The following is a 23,506-nucleotide window of genomic DNA, read 5'->3' on the forward strand; positions in this document are numbered from 1 at the left end:
ATTTTATCATAGAAAGCTATTTAAAGCATTTATTATTTTAATTTACAGACTTTTTTTCACATTCTCAAATAAAATAACACTGTATAAAAAGTAAATATTTTTTATTTTAATCATAGTCTTTGGTATTTTCCCTTTTTTCTTTTCTATAACATTATAGCTGTTTTCTTTATATTTTTTAGTCTAATTTATTAAAACTCCAGCAGAAGAAAGTCCAAGCTCAATAGCGACAAATCTTAGACTTTCTCCCTTAATTAAAACCCTGTTGATAGCAATTTCTTTAAACTCTTTAGAATAATATCTATTCTTCTCATTTCTAAGAATAGAATAATCATGTTTATTTAAAAGCCTAATTAGATACTCAAGGTTATGAATATTTATATTAAATTCCAAACCTAAAGATTTTAAAATCTCTCCTTTTAATCTTCATTCATAGATTTCAATCTTTTGGTTATTTGTTAATTTAGCCATAAAAAAACTACACCCTCCATCTTAGTTGTTTAAGATTTTAGGTGCAATATATTTAGCTCATTTTTTTCGGTAATAATCACATTTTCTTTTTTAATTCTCTCATTTAGGTACTTAATAAGGTATAAAATCCACATTTGGGGCATTCCTTATACGTTATTACCTTTGATATTTATCATTATATGACAACAAGTATTTAAATACAATCTTTTAGTTTCTGCTTCTACAATTATTTTTGCTTTTATTTTTTTTATACAAAAAATTTCAATCAATATATCAACTATCCTTTATAGTATACTTGCTCCAGTAACTTTATAAGTCTTTATTTTATTTGAATTTACAACAGAAACAATGCGCTATACTTCTGCTCCAGTCTGCTCCAGTTTTTATATAGTGTAAGATATAGTGGAATGGTACTATAAGACTATTTTAATAATTAAATTAATTATTTTTACTCTTTTTGAGAAGTATTTTCTTTTATTTTTTTACCTATCACTTCTTTCATTAGTTGTAATTCAGGTTGAAATTCTTCCCATTCTTTTTTAAATTCTTTATCTTCTAATCTTTCATTTAATAATTTTTCTAAATCGTCCATTTTAATATCTCCTTATTTTTTTGAATAAAAAAACACTACTAAATATAGTGTATCAGCTCCAGCAACCTTGAAACTCATTATAAAATAGTAAGTTATAGCAGAAGCAATACACTATATCTCTGCTTCACCTTGCTCCAGTTTTTATATGTAATGTAGTTTATAATTCTAATAATTCAGCTAAATCTTGCTTTTCACTTCCTTTTATATAATCAAAAATTGTAATTCCCATAATATTTCTCCTCCCTAAAAAACTCAACTATAAAAAATAAATTATTTTCAAGTATTTTAGTTTCTGCTTCTACAACTATTTTTTTGCTTTTATTTTTCTAACTTTTTTATATAAAAATTTTTAATCAATATGCTAACTATACTTTATAGTGTATTTGCTCCAGTAACCTCAAAACTCTTTATAAAATAGTAAGTTATAGCAGAAGCAATACACTATATCTCTGCTTCAGTCTGCTCCAGTTTTACTAATGTTATAATCTATAGTGTAGTAGTACTATAACTCTTCTTTTAGCTCCCTCTTATATTTAAAGTACGTATTTCTACTAAGCTTTAGAACTTCTATAACTTGAATATCTTTAAGGTTTCCTTCAAAATCTTTAGCCAATAATTTAATTTTTTCTTAGTTTTTGATAAAAAAGAGAATAGTTTAAACTATTCCCTTTTTTAAAATAAAATTATCTATAAATAAGAAGGATTTAATTCTATAATATCATCATAAGCAAATCTTATTTTATCAATAGATTTTTCTATATGAAAATGTCCACAATACCATTTTTTATACTTTAATTTATCTTCTATCTTTTGCAGCCACTCTTCAGTAGAAGTATCTATCTTATCAAGATCAATAGTACTAGATAATCTTTCTATTGGACGATATTTAAAAGGACAAGTGTGACTAAAAACTAAATCTATACTCCAGTTAGTGCTTTCTAATTGATCTTCAACATACTTTTTAATTCTATCATTAGGTTGTTCATTACTAAACCATTTCCAATTATTTGTAAGCCGATAGTATTTATCTGTACTATATGCCCCTCCTATTGCCATACATTTAAGTCCATCAAAGTTATAGATTTCTCCATCTTTTGCAAAAACTATATCGGCAAATTCTTCTTCCATATATACTTTTGCTCCAAACTTTTCAACTTCTCTATATGTTGCAATAGCAAAAGGACGTTGTTCATGGTTACCATGGATACAAAATAGAGTTATTGGAAGTTTGCTAAGTGAATGTTTTACAGACCAATCTTTTATTCCACCAAAAAAATTAAGTCCTACATCTCCAAGAATGATTATAACATCATCTTTAGTTGTATTATTTTCTTTACAAAACTTTTTTATTTCATTGAAATTTCTATGTTTATCTCCTGTGATATATATCATATTATCACCTGTTTTTACCAACCTTTTTTTGATCTTAATTCTTCTACTGCTTTCCTTGCTTCTTCAGTTGCACTTACCATTCTTTTTGCCTCATATTTTCTTTTAACATCATTCCAAGCGTCTATTTCTTCTTGTGCTTCTTTATTTCCTCCATCTGCTTGTTTTTGTAGTTTTGCTAATATTTCATCATATTCACTTTTAGCTGCTATATCTTGCTTTTCATATACTTTCTCTATCATTATTTCTTTATTTTTTGTACTTGTAAATTGTACTTTTTCCCCACAAGCTACTAATAATCCTGTCATCATAACTACTAATAATAATTTTTTCATATTCTTTCCTCCTACTATTTCCTTTGTATTATTTTTTAATAATATGTTTCTACTTTTTTTCCATCAAATACTAAACCTATTTTTATTATATCTTCTATCCCTTCACTTTTCAATATAGCCTCATATCTCTTTTCCACTATTTGCTCATAGGCTGCTTTAGCTTCTTTTTTCATATCTTTTGTTTTAGCTCTTTTTAGTTCAAATATATATCCAGCCCATTTTTTCATTTTTGGCTTTAATATTATATCAGCTCTTCCATCTCCTGCTTCTGGATTAGGAATCATTCTATATAAATCATCTATTCCATATAAGAATCCTGCTAGTAAGTTTTGATAAGGGTTCTCATACTTTCTGCTTGTATCATAAAAACTTATAGCATTTAGCACAAGATCTTCTAATATTCCACTAATTCTATTTACATCTCTACTTTCCAAAGCAGATTTCATATTTGAAATATTATTTTTTCCATTAAACATTATCTCTGCAAAAAGAGTTTTAAAAAATGATTGAATCTCTTTATTAGGAATCTTTACTAAATATGTTTTATTATTCATTTTTTCTTTTACTGTCAAATATCCTGAAAAAAGCATAAGTTCCCAAAGATTATTAGGATCTAAAGTACTTCCTAAAGCTATACTTTCATTGATATATACAGTTTTTTCTTTTCCTTTTACCAAACTATCTAAATCTTCGAAAACTGTTCCATCTGAATGTAATAATAGATTCTTTATTAAGATATTTCCAGAGGTATTTACCCAATAAGTATCTAATTTTTTATACTTTATATATTTTAAAATACTCCAAGGGTTATATACTTCCATATTTCCAAACTTATATCCATCATACCAAGATTTAACATCTTCTAATTTATCTTCAGTTTTATATTCTATAAGAGAATTTTCTACTTCATTTTCTAAAAGTCCAAAATATTCATCATAGGCTTCATCAAGTATTGTATGAGTTTCAATATTATTAAGATCAGAAAATATTCCAGCTTGAGCTACTCTTATTGCTCCTGTGAGAACTCCCATTTTTAAGCTAAGATTAGTCTTTAAAACAGATCCATATAAGCTTTTAAAAAAATTAATTGCTTTATCATAAAAATTATATTCATAAGCCATAGTGAGAGGAACATCATACTCATCTATTAAAACTATTACTTTTTCTTTATAATATTCTTCTAAAATATTGGTTAAAAAATTTAATCCATCATCATAGTTACCATCTATTTCTTCAAACCAAATTTTTTCAAATTTCCTTTTATTTCTTTCATTTAATGAATCTTTTAAAAAATTAAATTTTTCATACAAATTAGATAAAATTTCTCTTATACTCTTTTGCATTTCTTCCCATGTAGTTCCTTTTATTTCTTTCATAGAAATAAAAAGTACTGGATATTTCCCTTGTTCTGCAAATACAAGAGAATTTTTTATATATAAGTTATCAAATAATCTTCTGTTTTCTTCAGCTTCTTTTATATCAAAAAAGTATTTTAAAGTAGACATATTAAGAGTTTTACCAAATCGTCTTGGACGACAAAATAATTTTACTTTTGCACCATCATTTAATATTTCTTCTATAAATTTTGTTTTGTCTATATAATAATAATTTTCAGTTCTAATTTCTTTAAAATCTTCTATTCCTATAGGAATCTTTTTCATTTTCCCCTCCTTTACTTTAACCTAACAGGCAAAAAGTCGCCCACTTCTATAAGTAGTGAGTGGTTCACTAATTAATAATTATATTATAACTTCATAACTAAAAAAACTCAACTACAAAAGGATTCTTTATTTTTAATTTTAATAAAAGAATAAATTATCTGCTAATATTATAGTTACTGCTTCTACAACTATTTTTTTACTTTTATTTTTCTAATTTTTTATATAGAAAATTTTAATTAATATACTAACTATACTTTATAGTGTATTTGCTCCAGTACCTTTGAAACTCCTTATTTTATTTGAATTTACATCAGAAGCAATGCACTATATTCCTGCTTCAGTCTGCTCCAGTTTTACTAATGTTATAATATATAGTGTAGTAGTACTATATTTTTATAGTGATTCTATACTATATAAACTACTATAACTCTTCTTTTAGCTCCCTCTTATATTTAAAGTACGTGTTTCTACTAATCTTTAGAACTTCTATAACTTGGATATCTTTTAAGTTTCCTCCAAATTCTTTAGCCAGTAACTTAATTTTTTCTTTCATTTCAATAGATTTTTTGGTTTGAATCTTAGATCCAACTCTTCTACCAAGAATAACTCCTTGAGCTTTCTTCACTTTGAGTCCTTCTTTAGTTCTTGTTCTGATATCACAAGCTTCTTTTTCTGCCTGTTCAAAAGCCTTTTCAATCTGATCCACAGCAATAACTTTTAAAACTTCCTCAATAGCAGCTAGTAAAATATCTGTAATCTTATTACCTGTCTTTGCTATTTGCTGCTCTTTAGCTTTGGTATATACATCAGAGTTAATATACCCCTCTTTAAGAAAAATAAGCTTAACTCCCTTATTATAAAGTTCAAAGTATTCTTTGATCCCCTCTTCAGTATTTCTACTCATACGAGAAACTGAATCAAATACTAATGTATCTCCATCATTCACTAATTTTTTTAGCTTTTTCCATTCTTGCCGATCTGAAGTTACTCCAGTATAAGCTTCTTGATAGATCTTAGCATTAGGATATACTTTTAATATATTTTCAATCTGCCTAGTAATAACTTGCCTATTGGTAGATACTCTGCAATATCCATAGATCATATTCTTCCACCTCGTATAGTCTTATTTTCAACGAACAATAAATTTAATACTAAAATGATATTAACATTTTAACAGAATATCTTATAACAGTCAAACTTTTAATACTATTTTTTGTAAGGTTTATTCTAATACTATTTTATAATATAAAAAGAGGTATCAAATAAATTTAATACCTCTTTTTCTTTTTTTAATTATAAGATTATCATAAAAATGAAATCTAATTATTTTTATGGTTTAATTATATACCTATATTTCCCATTTTCATTCACTACTATCAATCCTTCACTAAAAAATACATAATCATATTTAAAGGGAATTACTTCTTTTCCTGTCTTATCTATATAACCCCACTTCTCATTTTTTCTCACCATTCCCAAGCCTTCTATAAAATCATATGCGAATACATATTCAAATGGAATCACTTCTTTTCCTGTTCTATCTATATAACCATATTTTCCATTTTTTTTCACTGCTACTAAGCCTTTTCTAAAAGACATTGCATAATCATATTTAAAGGAAATTACTTCTTTTCCTGTCTTATCTATATAACCCCATTTTTCATTTTTTTTCACTGCTACTAAGCCTTCTCTAAACTCACTTGCATTATCATATTGAAAAGGAATAATTACTTTTCCTGTTTTATCTATATAACCATATTTTCCATTTTTTTCCACTGCTGCTAAGCCTTCTCTAAAAGAATCTGCATAATCATATTTAAAGGGAATTACTTCTTTTCCTGTTCTATCTATATAACCATATTTTTCATTTTTTTCCACTGCTGCTAAACCTTCTCTAAAAGGTTTTACAGAATCATATTTCATTGAAATTACTTCTTTTCCTGTCTTATTTATATAACCATATTTTCCATTTTTTTTCACTGCTGCTAAGCCTTCTCTAAAAAAATTTACAGAATCGTATTTAAGTGATATTATTTTATTTAAATTCTGAACTTCTTCTAATGTAAGAAAAAAATTATTTTCATCATCAAGCAATCCATTAATATATTTTCCTTTTATTCTCAAATCACCATTTTCAGTATATAATGAAAACTCACCATGAAAAATCCCTTTAACCATTTGAGCTTTTTCTTCAATTTGTCCATCTTCATATTTAGTTAAAACAATACCAGAAAAAGGTTTACTTTGATTTTTCTCATAATATAACCCATCTTTTCTATGTTGTAATTCAGAAAATAAAACTTCTTTTTTTCCACAACTAATAATAGATAATAACAATAAAAATAGTAATAATATTTTTTTCATATTTTATGCCACTCCTATTTAAAATACATTATTTTTAATTATATCCTTAAAAACTATTTTTTACAATAAGTTAAAAAATATTTAATTATAAGACTAATAATAATGTACTGCACCCAAAATCTTAGACAACTAAGATGAAGGGTGTATTTTTTTTGCTAGATATTTATTTAAAAAGAAAAATATATAATAAACTAAATTTATTCTATTTTTTTGTTTAATTCTTAAAAAAACGACCTTTTAATTTTATGACATTTTAGCTACTGTGTTCAAACTTAATATCTCTAAAATTAAAATGCTTATTTCAGTCTTTTAAAGCCTTAAAATTGATTTTTATTTTTTGAAATTAAGAATATTATAATTTTTTTAAATTTATACATTTTTTATATTTTTTAACGTTTTTCGGACTTCTACTCTTGACAAAATTAAAAGTTGAAGCTATACTCCTATCAAATAACTCTAGTCGCCTAGAGTAAATAAAGGAGAGTAAGATCATGGAAGAAATTAAAAACAACAGTTTACTAGAAAGTATAGAAAAGCAAATTACTGATTTAATTTCATTAGATAAAAAAAACTGGACTAACTTTTATACACTTTTAAAAAAAGTAGAAACTGAAAAGTTATGGGAAGAGAAGTACAATTCATTTACCCAATGGTTAAAAGATTTTTCAATCCGTAATAAAATCCATGAAAGTATTTTATGGCAACGTAAAAAGGCAGGAGAAGTTTATCAAAAATATTCAGAGATACAGAAAGAAAAAGGGATTGAGGTTAAACCTCTTGAAGCTGCTAATGTTAGTGCTGAAAATCTAGTTCTACTTGATAAAATAATGAGAAATAGTCCAAGTAATTCTACTGAACTAGCAGAAAAAGTATTTAATAACTCAATCACAGGGAAAGAACTAAGGCAAATACATAACTCTGTCCGTCCTACTCGTTATAATGATCTTGATGATTCTGATGAGAAGGAGAATGAAAATGAAAAAGTATCTGAAGATAGCTCTCCTGTAAATACTACTGACATCTTGGGTATGTTATTCAATACAGAATCTTGGATTGGAACTAAAAATGAAAGTGAAAATAAAAAAAATTATTTTAATTCCTTTGTTACTAAAGCTCAATTACTTACTGAATTTCCTGTATTTACTGGAACTTCAAGACATAGTAGAAGAATAGATCTATTTTGTGCTGAAAATATAACAACAGAATATCCATGGAACTTAAATCTTCATGGAGTTGAAATAAAAATTTCTAAAGGAGATTTATTAAACGATCATAAATATACTGAATATAGTGAATTTGTAGATTATTTATGGTTAGCAGTTCCCCAAGATCTGCAAGAGATAGCAGAACAAAATAAATTTACAAGTTGTGGACTTATAGTAATTGATAGAAAAAATGATAAATTAATCTTAAAAGTAATCGAAAAACCAAAGAAATTAGACCCTTTAAAAAGAGGGGAAACTTTAACATCTCTAGCTTTGAAATTAATGATGAAATAAGCTTTAGTCTAGGCGACTAGAGTAAAAATAAAATAAAAAAGGAGGAGCTACAATGAAATTGAATTTAGACGAAAAACAAGCATTTGAAGCACTTCAAAAAATTATAGACTTCTATACAAAAGAGGAACAAGAGAAGAAAGAATACTTAGCACTTACTACTAGAGAATATAGACTTTTAAAAAAAATACTGGGAATTGATCTGAAAGAAGCCACATACAGGAAGAAAGATGTAGAAATATTTGTTAGAAGTAAAGATACAAAGCATATAGAGTTTCTAAATCCATTCGCCCTAAGCAACTATGGAAATAAAATAGTAAAATATGGATATTTCCCATTTCAAGTAAAAAAATTAAAAGAAATAAACAAACCAAATGATAATTAATTAATAAAAGAAAAGGTAGAGAAAAATCTCTACCTTTTCTTTTGGATTTATCCACCTAACTACTTTTTACCAATAACAATGTAAAGCAATTTATGGTATAAGCATTTTACAAAAAAACTACTTCAAAAGTATAGCATAAAACAAGAAATTATAATGTTTCTCTGAAAGATTCTTGAAATTCTTTTCCACTTATCCAGTAACTTCTAAAGTGTTCCAAAAAAATTATTTGATTATCTATTGTCTGAAATTCAGCTATATAGCACTCTTGAATATATTTTCTTTTAGAGATAGTGCCATCAGATGATTTATAATCTAGCTCTTTCTCTCCCTTAGAATCAAAAGTTTCTTTAATAATCTCTCCTTCTAAGTCGTAATAAATATCCTTTCTCCAATTGTAAACCTTTATCTTCATAAATCCCCCCACCAATTAAAAATGGGGAAAGAATCCCCACTTTTACGATGTCAAATAGAAATGATTAAAAATCATTCTAAAAAATAATAACTAAGAAAGTATAATTAATTATATCATAGAATTAAAGATAAAAAAAGCCTTATTATTTTTTTATTTGATTTGATTTTTTATATAAAAACTGATATAATTAAGATACCTAGAACCCGTATGGGGAACTTGAAAATAGTAAGATATAAAATTCGTTATGAACTAAGCTTTCACTTCGGTGGAGGCTTATTTCATGTTTATAAGGAGTAACGATCCTTGTAAACAGTAGATCTTACTTATTTTCAAGGAGGTACAGAGATGACTGTAACTGTTCATCAGCTAACAATTAATCTTGATGGAGGAGCAATTCTTCTAGGTGGATTACTTCTTCTCATCTTTATTCTGTTAGCAAAGCACTACAAATAGTCTATTCTGACCTCGCACCCTACGGGGTTTTTTTATTTTTCAATAAACTCCTATTCTACAACAAACATCACGTCAAAAAATAAAAAAGATATTGACTTTTGACAGCACGTCAATTATAATAAAGAAAAGAGAAAATTGACAGCACGTTTAAAGAGGAGAAGAAAATGAAAGTTAGAAAACAAAATATATCATTTTTAAAATCAGGAAGTGGAAGTTTAAATAGTAGAATAATGTTACCTATTACTTGGGTAAGAGAATTAGGGTTGTCACAGGAAGAAAGAGAAGTATATATATACCAAATTGGAGAAGAAATTGTTATAAGAAAAACTCCAATGAACTTTGATAAAAAAGAGGCTGCCAAAATTGCATTTGAAGAAGTTAAACAAATAATTTTAACCAAACAATATATAGAACATGTAGAAATTATAGAAATCATCAAAACAATAATAGATAGTTATTTTTTTTATATAGAAGAAAAAGAAAGAAATGATAAGGTTGTAGCTTTAGTATCAGTTTTAAGAGATAGCTTTTTAGATAAAAAATATGAATTTGTATTAGATAATAAAAAACAATATTTCTTTGATAAGGAAAAATATAGTTTTAAGACTGTAGAGGAATTAGAAAAGTATTTTCAAATAAGCCATGAAAAAATATAGTTGCAAATATCATTCTAAAAATATTAGTTTTATTTTAATACAAAAGGTTCAATCAAAAGTGAACCCGATGCATATAAAAAAATATAAAAAATAAAATCCTTGTGTGGGAAGCTGGAAATAAAATTACACAAATAACAAATAGAAATTATTAAAGAATTAGAAAAATTAATGAAACAAAAATTAGAAAAAGCTCTTTAAATAGTTTAAACAGATGAATGTCTCACGTGAGACATTCGATATAAAATAACACTATATTAAGAAGCAAGGGTTTAGATGTTTCTATTTTTGATAATGTAAGAAATTTTTTATTTTCTTTCAGCTTTTAAGTTTCTATATTTTAATAGATTAGAATTAAAATTACTAATATATGAACATGAATACTCATCAGTTACCAATTCACTATATTCAAATACTTGTGAATTACTTAATATTCCTCTATTTTTTATCATCATCACAGCTTTTCCCTTTTTTAAATTTAATAACTCTGCATCCTCTCTACTTAAATTAATTGCACTATAAGTTGTGATAGAGTGTGAAATATCATATCCTGACCTTATTACATAAGAGTGAAAAGAATCTTTTATATCATCTCTTTTTAGGTTAGGAAAAAGATTTTTAGGAACTCTTGTAAGCTCAATTTGAACTTTTACAAAATCCACTATTCTGATTCTTTTATATTGAAAAAGAGTATCATCAGCAGAAGTATCAAAAATTTTTGAAAACTCCTTCCCAGCTTTTATTTCTGTAAACTCCAATACTTCTGAAGATATCTCTCTAAATTTTTTCTCAACTAATGAATTATAAATAAGTGAACTTCCTGCTAATCCCTCTTTAATAAAATTTCCTTTCCCCTGTATACTCTCTACAAAGTTTAAATCTACAAGTTTTTTTAAGGATCTTCTCACTGTATCTCTTGAAACTCCATATATCTTTGCTAATTCTCTTTCTGTTGGAAGTTGTTCCCCTGATTTATATCTATTTTGATATATTTTCCCTATTATATCTTCTGCCATAAAATTCTTTTTACTCATATCCTCACCAACTTTTTATTTTAATAAAAAAAACAGCTCTCTATAATAAAAATTTTATCATAGAAAGCTGAAAATTTATATATTTTATTCCACTGTATCAATATCTTTTACTAAGATATAACTAAATATAGCAGAACATCCAATAGCTATAACAACTCCTAAAATAGCATATACAAAATATGGTCCTATATAAGCTGGTAAACTTACAATACTAGAAAGAATATATCCATATATTTTTACTTCAAAGTAAGAGATAAACCCTCCTGCTATTGCTGCACCTAAAGTAGCTGCAATAAATGCTCTTTTATATTTTATTAAAACTCCAAATAAAGCAGGCTCTGTTATTCCTAAAATAGCTGATATAGTAGAAGATATTATAATAGATTTCTTATTTTTATCTTTTGTTCTGAAAAGTAAACCAAGAGTTGCTCCCCCCATTGCCATATTTGCCATAAAACATAGTGGCATTAAGAACTCATATCCCTTTGTTTCAAAGTTGTTGAAGAACATAGGTGTCATTACATGATGCATTCCTCCCACAGTGATAGCTGGACGAATTCCTGCTACAATAAATCCTGCTACTACATTTGAGAATGAAAACATAATATTTATCAACCAAGCAATAATTTGTCCAAAATATGTTCCCAATGGTCCTATAACTATTAAAGTCAAAGGAATAGAGATTATAAGTGTTAAAGTTGGTGTAAATATTGTTCTCAATACTTCTGGCATATGTTTATCTACATATTTGTGAATATATTTCATAGCCCATACAGAGATTATTATTGGAATTACTGTAGAGCTATATTTAATAACAGGAATAGGCAATCCAAAAAAGTGAAAAGCTTTTATCTGTCCAGCTATAGCAGCATCCATTAATGTTGGATACATAAGAGCAGATGCTAAAGCTAGAGCCAAATACTCACTTGTTTTAAATATACGTGCTACTGATACAGCTAGATAGAATGGTAAGAAATAAAATACTCCACTAGCTATTAGATCAAAAATCTTTACTGTTTCACTACTTCCATCTAAAATTTTTAAAGCTAAAAGTCCAGAAAGAATTCCTTTTAACATTCCTGCTCCAGCTATTGCTGGTATAATTGGTCCAAATCCTCCAGAAACAATATCTAATAAACGTGATATCAAACTTTTCTTTACTTTAGGTTCATTATTCTCTTCTGTATTATTTTCATTTGCTTCTAACTCTTTTTTCAATATCTCAAAATATTTATTAGCACTTGGTCCAACTATAACTTGATACTGATCATTTTGTTTTTGAGTACCTAAAACACCTTTAATTTCCTTTATTTTATCAAAATCTATCTTACTTTCATCCTTTACTTGAAAACGTAATCTTGTCATACAATTCCAAAATTTTATAAGATTATCTTTTCCTCCTAAAAATTTAACTATTTCTAATAACTCTTTCTTCTCCATCTTAGTCTCCCTTTTATATTATTTTATGGTGTGTGAATAACTCCATGTGGTAATCTTGCCTGTGTCCACTCATGAGCTCTATATCTTACAGGATATTTTTTTGCTAATTCCTCATCAAATTCAACTCCAATTCCTGCTTTTTCTAAAGGATAGATATATCCATCTTCAACTTTTAAATCACTTTTAAATATACTATTTGTTACCTCGTCAGGCTCATTATATTCTTGAATAGCTGCATTTTGTAAATAGATATTTAAATGATTATTTACTGCTATTCCTATTGGTGTCATATCAGAAGGTCCATGCCAAGCTATTCTTATTCCAAATTGTTCACACAATGCTCCTAATTTTAAAGCTGGTGTTATTCCTCCAATCTGTGATATATGACATCTTATAAAATCAATTCTTTTATTTACAATTAATTCTTTCCATTCCATAGGATTGTTGAAAAGCTCTCCTAAAGCTAATGATATACTACTTTGATTTCTTAAATGATCTAACCATTCTGTTTGATTAGGAGGTAAAATATCCTCTAAAAAATAAGGATGATATTTTTCTAACTCTTTAGCTAAAGCTATAGCTTGGTTTGGAAATAATCTTTCATGAACATCATGTAAAAAATGTATAGAATACCCATATCTCTCTCTTAATTTTTTAAACATGTCTATTACAGAATTCATATATAGATCTTGATCATAATATTCTCCCTCAGTAGGTGCTTTAGTCTTGTGAAAATTTGGATTTTTCCCCCCATATAGCCCCATTTGACATCTAATATGTCTGTATCCTTTAGCTACCAAATTATCTACAGATTTGAAAAGCTCCTCATATGTTAAACCATCAGCATGATTATAAGCTGGTATTGCATCTTTCGATTTTCCACCAAATAATTGATATAACGGCATATTTGCCATCTTTCCTTTTATATCCCAAAGTGCCATATCTACCCCTGCAATAGCATTATTTATAACAGGTCCATTTCTCCAGTAAGAATTTACCATTAACATCTGCCAGATTCCCTCTATGTTATTGGCATCTTTTTGTAATAAAAGTGGTCTGATATATTCTTCTACCATAACTTTTACTACTAATGGTCTTTGTTGAAAAGTAGCACATCCATATCCTATTATTCCACTTTCTGTTTCTACTTTCACAACTACCAGATTATGTCTTTTAGGATTTAAAACAAAACATTTTATATCTTTTATGAAGTTAGGTTTCATCTTTTTACCTCCTTTTTCTTTTATAGTTTTAGTTTAACATCTGGATATTTTAAAAGTCAATTTGGTCTGATAAATGATTTTTTAATGATAAAAAATCATACCAATTTTATAGAAAACCTTTAATGTAGATACAGTTATTTAATAAAAATATTTTAGTTTAATTGAAAAGAAAGTTTAAGATAAAATATAAAAGTGAATGTCAAAATAAATGTAAAAAAAACTTAGTTTATTTTATAAAAAATGATATAATATATTATATATTTTTAGATTAATAAAAAATAAATGTCAAAATAAATGTAAAAAAAACTAAAAAGGAGGAAAGTAAGCATGAATAATATTGCAGCAGATATAAAAAATATTTTATATAACAAAAATAATAAAGTTTTGGATACTAAGATATTTTTTTCTAATGATTTAAATTATGCTGCTTTTAAGGCACTAGAAAGAATGGTAAAAAAAGGTGAAGTTAAAAGAGCCGAAAAAGGTTTATACTATATTCCTCTAAAATCTATTTTTGGAGAACTTCCTCTTTCTGTAAAAGACTTTATACAAAAATATCTTTATATTGGCGAAAAAAGAATAGGATATATTACTGGAGTTAATCTTTTTAATAAATATGGTCTTACAACACAACTTTCTAATACTTTAGAAATAGCAACAAATATAAGAAAGAATCCTAGAGAATATCAAGGAGCAAAGATAAAATTTATCCAAAATAAAGCTCCAATAACAGAAAAGAATATAAAATATTTAGAAATTTTAGATATTCTAAAAAATTTGAAAAATATACCTAATTCAGATATACAAGAAAGTTATATATTAATGAAGCAAATTATACTGGAACTAGCTTATGAAGAGATAATCTTTCTTCTTGATTTGGCAGAAAAATATTATACAGCAGTTGTCTTAGCTTTACTTGGAAGTATGGTAGAAGAAAAAAATATATTAAGAGTAAAAAAAATAAAAGAAAATTTGAATAAAACAACGACTTTTAAATTAAATCTAAAAATAAAAAATGGAAAAGATTGGAGGATAATTTAGTGGTACTACATAAAGATTTAGAAAACTTTAAAGCTTTAATTTTCCTTACAGCTAAAGATATGGGTATTTTAGAGTTTTATATAGAAAAAGATTATTGGGTAACTTATATTTTGAAAAAATTAAGTAGCAGTTCTTTTAAAAATGATGTTGTATTTAAAGGTGGAACTTCCCTTTCAAAAGGATATAATGCTATCAATAGATTTTCTGAAGATATAGATTTGCAGCTTACTAATTCATCTTTAGGAGATAATCAAAAGAAAAAACTGTTAAAAAATATAGAGGAAACAATAACTGAGGGTATGATTTATCTTCCAAAACACCCAAGAGAATCTAAAAGAGGAAATATAAGAAAAACTATCTATCAATATCCAATTCAAATATATGAGGAAGATAAAGGACAAGTTAGTGATGTTATAGTTTTAGAAATTAATTCTTTATCTACTCCTGAACCAACAGAGATTTTAGAGATAGAAAGCTATATAGCGAAGTATTTAAGAAAAATTGGAAAAGAAGAATTTATTCCTCAATTTGAGTTAGAAAGTTTTAAAATTAATGTACTATCAGTAAAAAGGACTTTTATAGAAAAATTATTTGCAGTATTAGATTATACTTTTGAAGAGAATGCTGAAGTAGAACTTGGAAATAAAATAAGACATCTTTACGATTTACATAAGCTTTATCAGCTTAATGAGATTAAAGCTTTTTTAAAAACTGAAGCTTCTTATAAAATGGCTTCTAAAGTAGTAGTTCAAAATGATTTCTTTGGAAAAAGGAAAGATACTATATATAAAAATTCTTTCTTATATGATGATTTTGAGAGAATTAATAAAATAAAGAGTGTATATAACACAAGATTTAAAAGTATGGTTTTTGAAGAGTTTCCTAACTTTGAAGATTTAAAAGATACTTTAAAAATCTTATTAAATTTTATAGATAAGTGGGAAAAAGAATATAGAAAAAATACTAATGAAAATAAGATATAATCAAAGTTTTATATTTCAGACTGTAGATAATTTTTTTATCTACAGTCTTTTTTATTTATTTTTTATAAGATAATAATTCTAGTTTTTGATTTTTTTCAAAAAATTTTATTAAATAAATTTTCTTATATTTTTAAATATAAAATTTCTGTTATTTTAGAATATTTTAAAATTATCTGTGATAATAACACTTTTTAAAACTTCATTATTTATTATAGTATTAAAAATCTTTGTATTTATATCAAAATATTTTTTTAAGTTTTCTTCGTTGATTATATCAATAGTTTTTCCAATAATATAGTCTTCTTTTCCCATTATCATAGATCTATCTGAAATTCTTAAAGCATATTCAGGGTAGTGAGTATTAAAAATACATGTTATTCCTTTTTCTTTAACTAATTTTACTATTAACTTTAAAATAATAGTCTGATTTTTAAAATCTAAATGTGACTCAGGTTCATCTAATATCAATATTCTTGGTTCTGATACTAGAGCTCTTGCTACAAATGCCATTTGTAATTGCCCTCCACTAAGTTCAGAACATTTTTTATCTATTAAATGAAGTATTCCTATTTCATTTAGTACTTTTTCTACTAGTTTGTAATCTTCTTCAGATGGAATGGAGAAAGCTCCTAAATATTTAGCTCTTCCCATTACTACTAATTCTTTTACTGAATATGGAAATGAGAGATTATGTGCTTGAGGAACATATCCAATATTTTTTAAATCTTTAGAAGACAGTACTTTTTTTTCATCAATATACACTTCTCCATCACTCCATTTTAAAACTCCATTAAGACACTTTAAAAGAGTTGTTTTTCCTATACCGTTTTGACCTAAAATAGTAAAAATTTCTCCATCATTTACTTTTAAATTAATATTTTTTAAAATTAAATTCTCTTTTGAATAGCCAAAACAACCATTTTTTATCTCTAAATTCAATTTAATCACCAACTTTTATATCTTTTAAATATTATAATGAAAAATGGTGCACCTACCAATGAAGTTAATATTCCTATAGGTATTTCTGATGCTGTAGCTGTTCTAGCTATTCCATCAATTATCAACATAAATATAGCCCCAGTTATACAAGAACTTGGAATAAGTTTTGTGTTGTCTACTCCTATAAACATTCTACAAATATGAGGAATTAAAAGTCCAATCCACCCTATTATTCCAGTTACAGTTACACATGTTGCAGTTATTAAAGTTACTAAAATTATTATTAAAGTTCTAGTATTAGAAGGATTTAATCCTAAAGAACGAACTTCTTCATCTCCAAGAGATAGAATATTTATTCTCCATCTTAGAAGGTACAAGATAAATATTCCACTTAATATAGGAATTGAAGCTAACTTTATCTCTGAATATGAAATGTTTGAAAAACTTCCCATAAGCCAATAAGTAATAGCTGGAAGCTTATCATAAGGATCAGCTGTATATTTAATTAAAGATATCAAAGATCCAAAAAGAGAGGTCATAACCATACCAGAAAGTACTAAGGAAAGGGTTGAACTTTCTCCTCTAACTTTTGATAAAATATATGTTAAGCCTACACTTAATATTCCAAAAGTCATAGCTAACATAATAACATAATTATTCATTCCAAAAAGCAATATTCCTAAAGCTGCCCCAAAGGCTGCACCAGAACTTACACTTATTACATCAGGACTAACTAAAGGATTTTGAAATACTCCTTGTAGAGCTGTTCCAGCTACCGCTAATCCAGCTCCAATTAAGAGATTCATTATAATTCTAGGAATTCTTAATTGAAAAATTACAGAACTTTCTATAGAATTATTTTCAATTCCTATTATTTTTTCTAAAATAATAGAAAAAAATGTTGTTGGAGAAATATAAAATCTTCCTAAAAATATTCCACCCATTATACAAAAAATTAAAAGTGTAATAAGAAAAAACATTTTTATTTTATATCTGTCTTTGTTCATCTATTTTCTCCTAAATATCAAGAGTTGGATTTAAATTAGTATTTAAAATAGTTTTTAACTGTTCATCAGTTAATTTATAATTGAAGAATTTTTCATAGAAATCTTTTATATCTTTTTTGATATCATATTCTTTAAATATTTCAGGAGCTGTTGTTTTAGCTATCCATTTTATCATTAAAGGAGTTTCAGCACATGGAGCATCCCATCTATAGATTCCTATTGGAGCTTTATATACTTTTTTATTTTTTACAGCTTCAATATTTGACCAATCTTGACCACTAATTTTATTGTTATAGATATCATTGGGCTGAATTTTATCAAAGTTACTTAAAATTATAATATCAGGATTCCATGTCATAACTTGTTCCATTGTTACTTTTGACCAGCTTCCAACCTTGATTTCTTTAGCTGCATTTTCTCCACCAGCCATATCAATCATAATATTATTTACTGAGCTACCTGTAGCTACTGTTAATTGTGAATCTCTTATATAAAGAACTTTTTTTCTTTCAATATTTTTTAATTCAGGTTCTTTAGACATTAAATACTCATTTGTAGATTTGTGATATTTAATAAGTTCATTTGCTTTTTCCTCCTTATCAAAAATTTCTCCTAATAATTTAATGCCATTTTGTACATTTTCTAAAGTACCATATTTGATGGCAACTGCTGGAATATTGATTTTGTTTAATTTTTCTTGTGCCTCTTCTTGATAATCCCAAACTATTACAAGATCTGGTTTTAATATTGCCAATTCTTCGTAGTTCATATTAAAATTATTATCTACAAAAGTAGAGTTAGCTTTTTTCATATTTGGTGCTATATCTTTTAAAATACTAATTTCATAAGCTTTTTTAGCAGATGGGTGCATTCCAATGATTTTAGTATCACTTCCATCTACAGCAAATGATAAAGATGCCCATGGAATTGGAACAACAGCAACTTTTTCAACTTTATCAGCCATTTCAATTTTTTTCCCAGTTAAATCTGTAACTACCTTTCCTTCTGTAACAATATTTCCTAATAAAAATAGTGAACATATAGTAGCACATTTTAAAAATTTTCTCATTTTTCCACTCCTTTTAAATTTATTTTATAAAAAACTTTTAAAGTATTTATAACCCTCTTCTCCACAATAATAATATTCTTGCTCCATATTCAATCTTGTACTATATCCTGAATGAGTCAAAGGAATAAAAATTTTTTCTTTTGGAATCATCTCTTTATATAGTAGATCTCCTATCAATATATCTGGATTATACTCTTCAATTAATTTTAAAAGTTTTTCTTCTTCATCAATTAATTCTATTTTATCTAAACCCTTATATATTTTTCTTAATTTTCCATTTTTTCTTAAAAAAGATACAGGTTTTATATTTGGAATATTAAAATCTTTTTCTAAAGATTCAGCTATATTTCTTGCCATAAAAGGAGAAGAGATAATTAAAACTTTTCTTTGATCTTCTTGCAAAACTTCAGAACATGTTTCTTTTTCTACTTTGAAATTAAAAAATTTACTTAATTGAATTTTTGTTTGTTCCATTCCATGTTTTCCCACTAAATTTATAATTAAATATGGTATATTAAACTCTTTTTTCATAAATTCAGCTAAAGGAATTCCCTCATGACTCAATACAATATTTAAATTAGCATTAATACTATTTTTTATTTTTTCTAGAGATAGTTCATGTGAAAATATAGCTTCAATATTTAATTTTAATTTTGTTATTTCATTAAATAAAGGAGATAAATTTTTTTCTATTTTTCCAAAGGTAAGAGGAGTGTAACCTATAATATTTATAGATCTTTCTCTTTTTTTTATATTTTCTTTTGCTAGAAATTTTTTTCCTAAAGTTAGAAAAGTTGTTGAAATCCCAGAATAGTAATTTTCAAAACTATTACTGTTTAAAACTATAGTTGGTATTTTATATTTTTTTTCTAAAATATTCCCTATATTTTCAATATCCATTCCCGTAAAACTAGGAATAACAGTCCTTATTAGAGATATTATTTCTATTTTTTCAGTTTTTATTACTTCTTCTATCTTTTTTATTAATTCTCCCTCTTCTCCCAAAAAAACTTCCATTTCTCCCATTTTTGTACAATAAACTAAACTATTATCTATCTTTCTTATCTCATCATAAATAACAGGAGTTCTACACCCACCAGGAGAAATAATTATTTTTAAAATTTTAGACGAGTAGAGAGCAGAACATACTCCAGAATAATCAGAAACTATTGGTGGGATAAAATGTTGAACTTTCCCCTTAGAAGTTTCAGATTTTATGTTAAAGTTATTAATTTTCTTATTTTGACTTTTTAAATCCTCTTGTAACTCTACTATTAATTTTTTTAATCTTTCTCTAGGAAAAATTTTTCTTTTAGATATTGGACCTCTTTCTAAAACTTTCACGATTATTCCATATTTATTTACTATTTTCTTAGTTAATAATTGAAAGTTACTTCCCATGAGAAGATCTGTACAAGTTTCATATATAATAATTGAATCTATATCTTTGTATCTCTCTTTTATTATTTCTTCTATTAAAATTTCTAGTTTTTTTATATGTTCTCCTGAAATCATATCTATCTCATCAACAGGAAAAGTATAAAGTAAATTTCTTTTATTATATTTTATAGCCTCATTATATAGAACATTTAAACAACCAGTTGCCCCAACAGAAACAACTATATTTCTTGGAATATTTACTAAATCTTTTAACATTTTATTTATCTCTTTTCCTAGCAAACATCTTGTTAATTCCATCTTATTCACCTTTTTCTTCTAATAATAGGATTTGCTTTGCTAAATATTCTAATTTTTCTTCAGAAAGTGGAGTAGGAATTTTATTGTTTTTTTCTTCTAAAATTCTATCAGCAAGTTTATCAAAATTTATATAAGCTTTTGAATTAGGATAACTTTCACCTAAAGTTTTTCCAGAAAGTTCAGCTTTCATAATATCTCTGTTGTATGGAATCTCTCCAATTATTTCACTTTCAGTCATTTGAGCAAAGAGTTTTAGAATTTCTATTTTTGAATTTTTACTTCTTTGATTGTAAATTATTCCACCAAATTTTATATTTTTATTTGAAGAAAAGTTTTTTATACTTTTCATGATGTTATTAGCTGCATAGATAGACATAAATTCAGAAGAGGTTACTATATAAATAGTATTAGCATAGCTTTCTCTCATAGGAACAGCAAAACCTCCACATACAACATCTCCTAGAACATCGTAAATAACTATATCTCTATGCTCTTCAAAAACTTCTAAATCCTCTAGTTCCTCCATCATTGTGACTATTCCTCTCCCTGCACATCCTTTTCCAGCATCAGGTCCTCCTGCTTCTATACATTCAATTCCATTAAACCCTTTAAAAATAATATCTTCTTTTTCTAATTCACTCTTTAATTTTAATTGGTCAATAACTGTTGGTATCTTTTTACCGATGAGATTTCTAGTCGAATCTCCTTTAGGATCACAACCAATATGTAATACTTTTTTTCCTTTTATAGAAAAAACTGCTGATAAATTTGAAGATATTGTTGACTTTCCTATTCCACCTTTTCCATATATTGCTATCTTTAACATATTTTTCTCCTTATAATAAAAAAACTCTTTGATAATGACTTATCAAAGAGTTAGTTATATAACATTATAAACCTCTATGGTAAGTCTTCTGACTTGGTTTCATTCTACTCTCACGCCTTCCCAGTTTCCCAGTGACATAAATGTGATTTCGTCCACCTTACAGCAGCTTTCGCTGTGTGGGATTTTCACCCATCTTCCTTTATTAAGCTCTAAAGCACCTTTTATATTTATATAATATATTTTAAAAAAAATAAAGTCAATATTTTTTATCAAAAATTCCTTAATTGAAAATTTTTTAGGATATAGATATTAGTTTTCTTTTAGCCATATTTTGATATGATAATTATAAAGTAACATATATATTATCAATAAATTTAAAAGATAATAAAGTTAAATTTACTCCTAAATAAAAAAATATTTTTTATCTTATTTATGTTTGAGATTATCAACTTTTTCTAGTAAATAAAAATCAAATATAAATAGCTATATTTTATATTTTTTAGAGTAATAATATTTTAAGTTTATCTTAGATAAATTAATAAAAAATTTTATAAAATAATATATTTTTATTATTAATTCAAGAGTATAACTTTAGGTTATTGAATAAATAATAAAACGGTATTTTACAAAAATAATAAAATAAAGTATCCTATTATTGAAATATAGTACCAATATATGAAAAAAATGTTTGAAAGGAGCAGGGAAGTATGAAAAAAAATAATAGAGTTAGAAAAAATACCTTCTGTAATAAAAAGTGGAGATAGAATCATAGTTGGTGGATTTGCAGGAAGTGGAAATCCTATGAAAATAATACATGCTATTGCAGATTCAGAAATAACAAATTTGACATTAATAGGAAATGATACAGGGGATTGCTATATTTTAAAAGATCATGTTGGTATTTTAGTTGATAAAAAGAAAATATCAAAGGCTATTGTTTCACATATAGGACGTAATCCTGAAACTTGTAGACAATTCCAAAATAATGAAATAGAAATTGAATTTGTACCTCAAGGAACTTTAGTTGAAAGAATAAGGTGTGCTGGATTTGGATTAGGAGCAGCTATAACTAAAACTGGATTAGGAACAGAAGTGGCAAAAGGTAAACAAACTATAACTATAGATGGAGAAGAATATTTAGTTGAACTTCCTCTTTTCGCTGATGTAGCAGTAGTAAAAGTAAAAAAAGCAGATAAACTTGGAAATATATTGATGTATGGAACAAATAAATCACACTCTGTAATGATGTTAACAGCAGCTAAAACTACAATAGTAGAGGCAGAAGAGATAGTTGAAATTGGAGACTTAGAACCTAATGAAATCACATTACCGGGAATTTTCATAGATTATATTGTTAAAGGAGATGAAAAACATGCTAGATAGTAATAAAATAAAGGAAATTATAGCTAAAAATATAGCTTTAGAATTAAAACCAAATAGCTATATCAATTTAGGAGTAGGGGTTCCAACTTTAGTGGCAAACTACATAACACCAGAGCAAAATATAATCTTACACGCTGAAAATGGTTTAGTAGGAACTGGAAGAGATTTAACAGTGGAAGGACTTAGATGTTATCAGCTCTTCAGGATTTCCAGCTACATATATGAAAGGTGCAGCATTTATGGATAGTTCACTATCGTTTGGAATCATCAGAGGAAAACATCTTGATGCAACAGTTTTAGGAACAATGGAAGTAGATCAAGAGGGGAATATAGCAAACTACATTATTCCTAATAAATTAGTTTCTGGAATGGGAGGAGCAATGGATCTATGTGTTGGAGCAAGAAATGTAATAGTTGCAACAACTCATACAAATAAAGGGAAAGCAAAAATACTAAAAAAATGTACTATTCCATTAACTGCACAAAAAGTTGTGACTAAAATAGTTACAGAGAAAGCAATCTTTGATGTGAAAGATAATCATTTAGAATTAGTAGGATACAATCCACTTTTTACAGTTGAGGATATTTTAAAAGAAGTAGAGGCAGATGTTATAGTTTCAGAAAACTTAAGAGAAATGTCAATATAAGGAGGATA

At 26.3% G+C, this 23,506-nt stretch carries 22 protein-coding genes, 1 pseudogene and 1 riboswitch; of the genes and pseudogenes, 7 read left to right on the top strand and 16 right to left on the bottom strand.

From position 1 onward, the window contains the following. Nucleotides 1-180: 180 nt before the first annotated feature. From I6E31_08865 to I6E31_08895, 7 genes are all read right to left on the bottom strand, one after another. On the bottom strand, nucleotides 181-390 hold the full coding sequence (locus I6E31_08865; protein ID MCF2640077.1) for a hypothetical protein: 210 nt from the start codon (nucleotides 388-390) through the stop codon (nucleotides 181-183). 526 nt (nucleotides 391-916) lie between these two features. After that, on the bottom strand, nucleotides 917-1,060 hold the full coding sequence (locus I6E31_08870; protein MCF2640078.1) for a hypothetical protein: 144 nt from the start codon (nucleotides 1,058-1,060) through the stop codon (nucleotides 917-919). A 687-nt stretch (nucleotides 1,061-1,747) separates the two neighbouring features. Beyond that, complete coding sequence (locus I6E31_08875; GenBank protein MCF2640079.1) at nucleotides 1,748-2,452, bottom strand: metallophosphoesterase; 705 nt, start codon at nucleotides 2,450-2,452, stop codon at nucleotides 1,748-1,750. Between the two features lie 14 nt (nucleotides 2,453-2,466). Beyond that, nucleotides 2,467-2,784, bottom strand: a complete 318-nt coding sequence (locus tag I6E31_08880) for a hypothetical protein (GenBank protein MCF2640080.1) — start codon at nucleotides 2,782-2,784, stop codon at nucleotides 2,467-2,469. A 35-nt stretch (nucleotides 2,785-2,819) separates the two neighbouring features. After that, a complete protein-coding gene (locus tag I6E31_08885) occupies nucleotides 2,820-4,445 on the bottom strand; it encodes an AAA family ATPase (protein ID MCF2640081.1) in 1,626 nt (541 codons plus the stop codon). Between the two features lie 421 nt (nucleotides 4,446-4,866). Further along, entirely contained in the window at nucleotides 4,867-5,547 is a 681-nt protein-coding gene (locus I6E31_08890; GenBank protein MCF2640082.1) for a recombinase family protein, read from the bottom strand. A gap of 227 nt (nucleotides 5,548-5,774) precedes the next feature. Continuing rightward, nucleotides 5,775-6,809 carry a WG repeat-containing protein gene (locus I6E31_08895; GenBank protein MCF2640083.1) on the bottom strand — a complete coding sequence of 345 codons (1,035 nt, stop codon included), beginning with the start codon at nucleotides 6,807-6,809 and terminating at the stop codon, nucleotides 5,775-5,777. Nucleotides 6,810-7,300: 491 nt separating this feature from the next. Between I6E31_08895 and I6E31_08900 the strand changes: the two genes are divergently transcribed. Next, nucleotides 7,301-8,308 (top strand): MmcB family DNA repair protein, encoded by a 1,008-nt coding sequence (locus I6E31_08900; protein ID MCF2640084.1) that lies wholly within the window; start codon nucleotides 7,301-7,303, stop codon nucleotides 8,306-8,308. A 52-nt stretch (nucleotides 8,309-8,360) separates the two neighbouring features. Next, entirely contained in the window at nucleotides 8,361-8,690 is a 330-nt protein-coding gene (locus tag I6E31_08905; protein MCF2640085.1) for a hypothetical protein, read from the top strand. A gap of 148 nt (nucleotides 8,691-8,838) precedes the next feature. On the opposite strand, the gene I6E31_08910 is transcribed toward I6E31_08905, so the two are convergent. After that, complete coding sequence (locus I6E31_08910; GenBank protein MCF2640086.1) at nucleotides 8,839-9,102, bottom strand: hypothetical protein; 264 nt, start codon at nucleotides 9,100-9,102, stop codon at nucleotides 8,839-8,841. A gap of 617 nt (nucleotides 9,103-9,719) precedes the next feature. Here I6E31_08910 and I6E31_08915 point away from each other — a divergent pair. Next, entirely contained in the window at nucleotides 9,720-10,211 is a 492-nt protein-coding gene (locus I6E31_08915) for a hypothetical protein (GenBank protein ID MCF2640087.1), read from the top strand. 305 nt (nucleotides 10,212-10,516) lie between these two features. Here I6E31_08915 and I6E31_08920 read toward each other — a convergent pair whose 3' ends face one another. From I6E31_08920 to I6E31_08930, 3 genes are all read right to left on the bottom strand, one after another. Then, a complete protein-coding gene (locus tag I6E31_08920) occupies nucleotides 10,517-11,242 on the bottom strand; it encodes a GntR family transcriptional regulator (protein MCF2640088.1) in 726 nt (241 codons plus the stop codon). A gap of 84 nt (nucleotides 11,243-11,326) precedes the next feature. Then, nucleotides 11,327-12,682 carry a PTS transporter subunit EIIC gene (locus tag I6E31_08925; GenBank protein MCF2640089.1) on the bottom strand — a complete coding sequence of 452 codons (1,356 nt, stop codon included), beginning with the start codon at nucleotides 12,680-12,682 and terminating at the stop codon, nucleotides 11,327-11,329. A gap of 23 nt (nucleotides 12,683-12,705) precedes the next feature. Then, nucleotides 12,706-13,905, bottom strand: coding sequence for a starvation-sensing protein RspA (locus I6E31_08930; protein MCF2640090.1), 1,200 nt, complete (start codon nucleotides 13,903-13,905; stop codon nucleotides 12,706-12,708). Nucleotides 13,906-14,232: 327 nt separating this feature from the next. Between I6E31_08930 and I6E31_08935 the strand changes: the two genes are divergently transcribed. Next, on the top strand, nucleotides 14,233-14,946 hold the full coding sequence (locus tag I6E31_08935) for a hypothetical protein (GenBank protein ID MCF2640091.1): 714 nt from the start codon (nucleotides 14,233-14,235) through the stop codon (nucleotides 14,944-14,946). After that, a complete protein-coding gene (locus I6E31_08940; protein ID MCF2640092.1) occupies nucleotides 14,946-15,929 on the top strand; it encodes a nucleotidyl transferase AbiEii/AbiGii toxin family protein in 984 nt (327 codons plus the stop codon). The genes I6E31_08935 and I6E31_08940 overlap by 1 nt, the downstream gene beginning before the upstream one ends. Nucleotides 15,930-16,082: 153 nt before the next feature. On the opposite strand, the gene I6E31_08945 is transcribed toward I6E31_08940, so the two are convergent. From I6E31_08945 to I6E31_08965, 5 genes are read right to left on the bottom strand one after another with little or no spacing between them, the layout of a single operon-like run. After that, complete coding sequence (locus I6E31_08945; protein MCF2640093.1) at nucleotides 16,083-16,868, bottom strand: ABC transporter ATP-binding protein; 786 nt, start codon at nucleotides 16,866-16,868, stop codon at nucleotides 16,083-16,085. Nucleotides 16,869-16,873: 5 nt separating this feature from the next. After that, on the bottom strand, nucleotides 16,874-17,875 hold the full coding sequence (locus I6E31_08950) for an iron ABC transporter permease (protein ID MCF2640094.1): 1,002 nt from the start codon (nucleotides 17,873-17,875) through the stop codon (nucleotides 16,874-16,876). A 10-nt stretch (nucleotides 17,876-17,885) separates the two neighbouring features. Then, nucleotides 17,886-18,944, bottom strand: coding sequence for an ABC transporter substrate-binding protein (locus I6E31_08955; GenBank protein ID MCF2640095.1), 1,059 nt, complete (start codon nucleotides 18,942-18,944; stop codon nucleotides 17,886-17,888). A 24-nt stretch (nucleotides 18,945-18,968) separates the two neighbouring features. Then, nucleotides 18,969-20,642 carry an oxidoreductase gene (locus tag I6E31_08960; protein MCF2640096.1) on the bottom strand — a complete coding sequence of 558 codons (1,674 nt, stop codon included), beginning with the start codon at nucleotides 20,640-20,642 and terminating at the stop codon, nucleotides 18,969-18,971. A 1-nt stretch (nucleotide 20,643) separates the two neighbouring features. Beyond that, complete coding sequence (locus I6E31_08965) at nucleotides 20,644-21,468, bottom strand: AAA family ATPase (GenBank protein MCF2640097.1); 825 nt, start codon at nucleotides 21,466-21,468, stop codon at nucleotides 20,644-20,646. A gap of 60 nt (nucleotides 21,469-21,528) precedes the next feature. Further along, nucleotides 21,529-21,705: riboswitch (cobalamin riboswitch) on the bottom strand. 480 nt (nucleotides 21,706-22,185) lie between these two features. Here I6E31_08965 and I6E31_08970 point away from each other — a divergent pair. After that, nucleotides 22,186-22,851 (top strand): CoA transferase subunit A, encoded by a 666-nt coding sequence (locus tag I6E31_08970; GenBank protein MCF2640098.1) that lies wholly within the window; start codon nucleotides 22,186-22,188, stop codon nucleotides 22,849-22,851. Next, nucleotides 22,841-23,498 (top strand): annotated as a pseudogene (locus tag I6E31_08975) (3-oxoacid CoA-transferase subunit B). Before I6E31_08970 ends, I6E31_08975 begins: the two are co-directional and overlap by 11 nt. The last annotated feature ends 8 nt before the right edge of the window (nucleotides 23,499-23,506 follow it).

The sequence above is a fragment of the Fusobacterium varium genome (genome assembly GCA_021531615.1).
GTDB lineage: Bacteria > Fusobacteriota > Fusobacteriia > Fusobacteriales > Fusobacteriaceae > Fusobacterium_A > Fusobacterium_A varium_C.

Bases quoted from the DNA above. Each gene is read 5' to 3' on its own strand.
- I6E31_08870 (MCF2640078.1), bottom strand. From the start codon at position 1,060: ATGGACGATTTAGAAAAATTATTAAATGAAAGATTAGAAGATAAAGAA.
- I6E31_08875 (MCF2640079.1), bottom strand. From the start codon at position 2,452: ATGATATATATCACAGGAGATAAACATAGAAATTTCAATGAAATAAAA.
- I6E31_08880 (MCF2640080.1), bottom strand. From the start codon at position 2,784: ATGAAAAAATTATTATTAGTAGTTATGATGACAGGATTATTAGTAGCT.
- I6E31_08885 (MCF2640081.1), bottom strand. From the start codon at position 4,445: ATGAAAAAGATTCCTATAGGAATAGAAGATTTTAAAGAAATTAGAACT.
- I6E31_08890 (MCF2640082.1), bottom strand. From the start codon at position 5,547: ATGATCTATGGATATTGCAGAGTATCTACCAATAGGCAAGTTATTACT.
- I6E31_08895 (MCF2640083.1), bottom strand. From the start codon at position 6,809: ATGAAAAAAATATTATTACTATTTTTATTGTTATTATCTATTATTAGT.
- I6E31_08900 (MCF2640084.1), top strand. From the start codon at position 7,301: ATGGAAGAAATTAAAAACAACAGTTTACTAGAAAGTATAGAAAAGCAA.
- I6E31_08905 (MCF2640085.1), top strand. From the start codon at position 8,361: ATGAAATTGAATTTAGACGAAAAACAAGCATTTGAAGCACTTCAAAAA.
- I6E31_08910 (MCF2640086.1), bottom strand. From the start codon at position 9,102: ATGAAGATAAAGGTTTACAATTGGAGAAAGGATATTTATTACGACTTA.
- I6E31_08915 (MCF2640087.1), top strand. From the start codon at position 9,720: ATGAAAGTTAGAAAACAAAATATATCATTTTTAAAATCAGGAAGTGGA.
- I6E31_08920 (MCF2640088.1), bottom strand. From the start codon at position 11,242: ATGAGTAAAAAGAATTTTATGGCAGAAGATATAATAGGGAAAATATAT.
- I6E31_08925 (MCF2640089.1), bottom strand. From the start codon at position 12,682: ATGGAGAAGAAAGAGTTATTAGAAATAGTTAAATTTTTAGGAGGAAAA.
- I6E31_08930 (MCF2640090.1), bottom strand. From the start codon at position 13,905: ATGAAACCTAACTTCATAAAAGATATAAAATGTTTTGTTTTAAATCCT.
- I6E31_08935 (MCF2640091.1), top strand. From the start codon at position 14,233: ATGAATAATATTGCAGCAGATATAAAAAATATTTTATATAACAAAAAT.
- I6E31_08950 (MCF2640094.1), bottom strand. From the start codon at position 17,875: ATGAACAAAGACAGATATAAAATAAAAATGTTTTTTCTTATTACACTT.
- I6E31_08955 (MCF2640095.1), bottom strand. From the start codon at position 18,944: ATGAGAAAATTTTTAAAATGTGCTACTATATGTTCACTATTTTTATTA.
- I6E31_08960 (MCF2640096.1), bottom strand. From the start codon at position 20,642: ATGGAATTAACAAGATGTTTGCTAGGAAAAGAGATAAATAAAATGTTA.
- I6E31_08965 (MCF2640097.1), bottom strand. From the start codon at position 21,468: ATGTTAAAGATAGCAATATATGGAAAAGGTGGAATAGGAAAGTCAACA.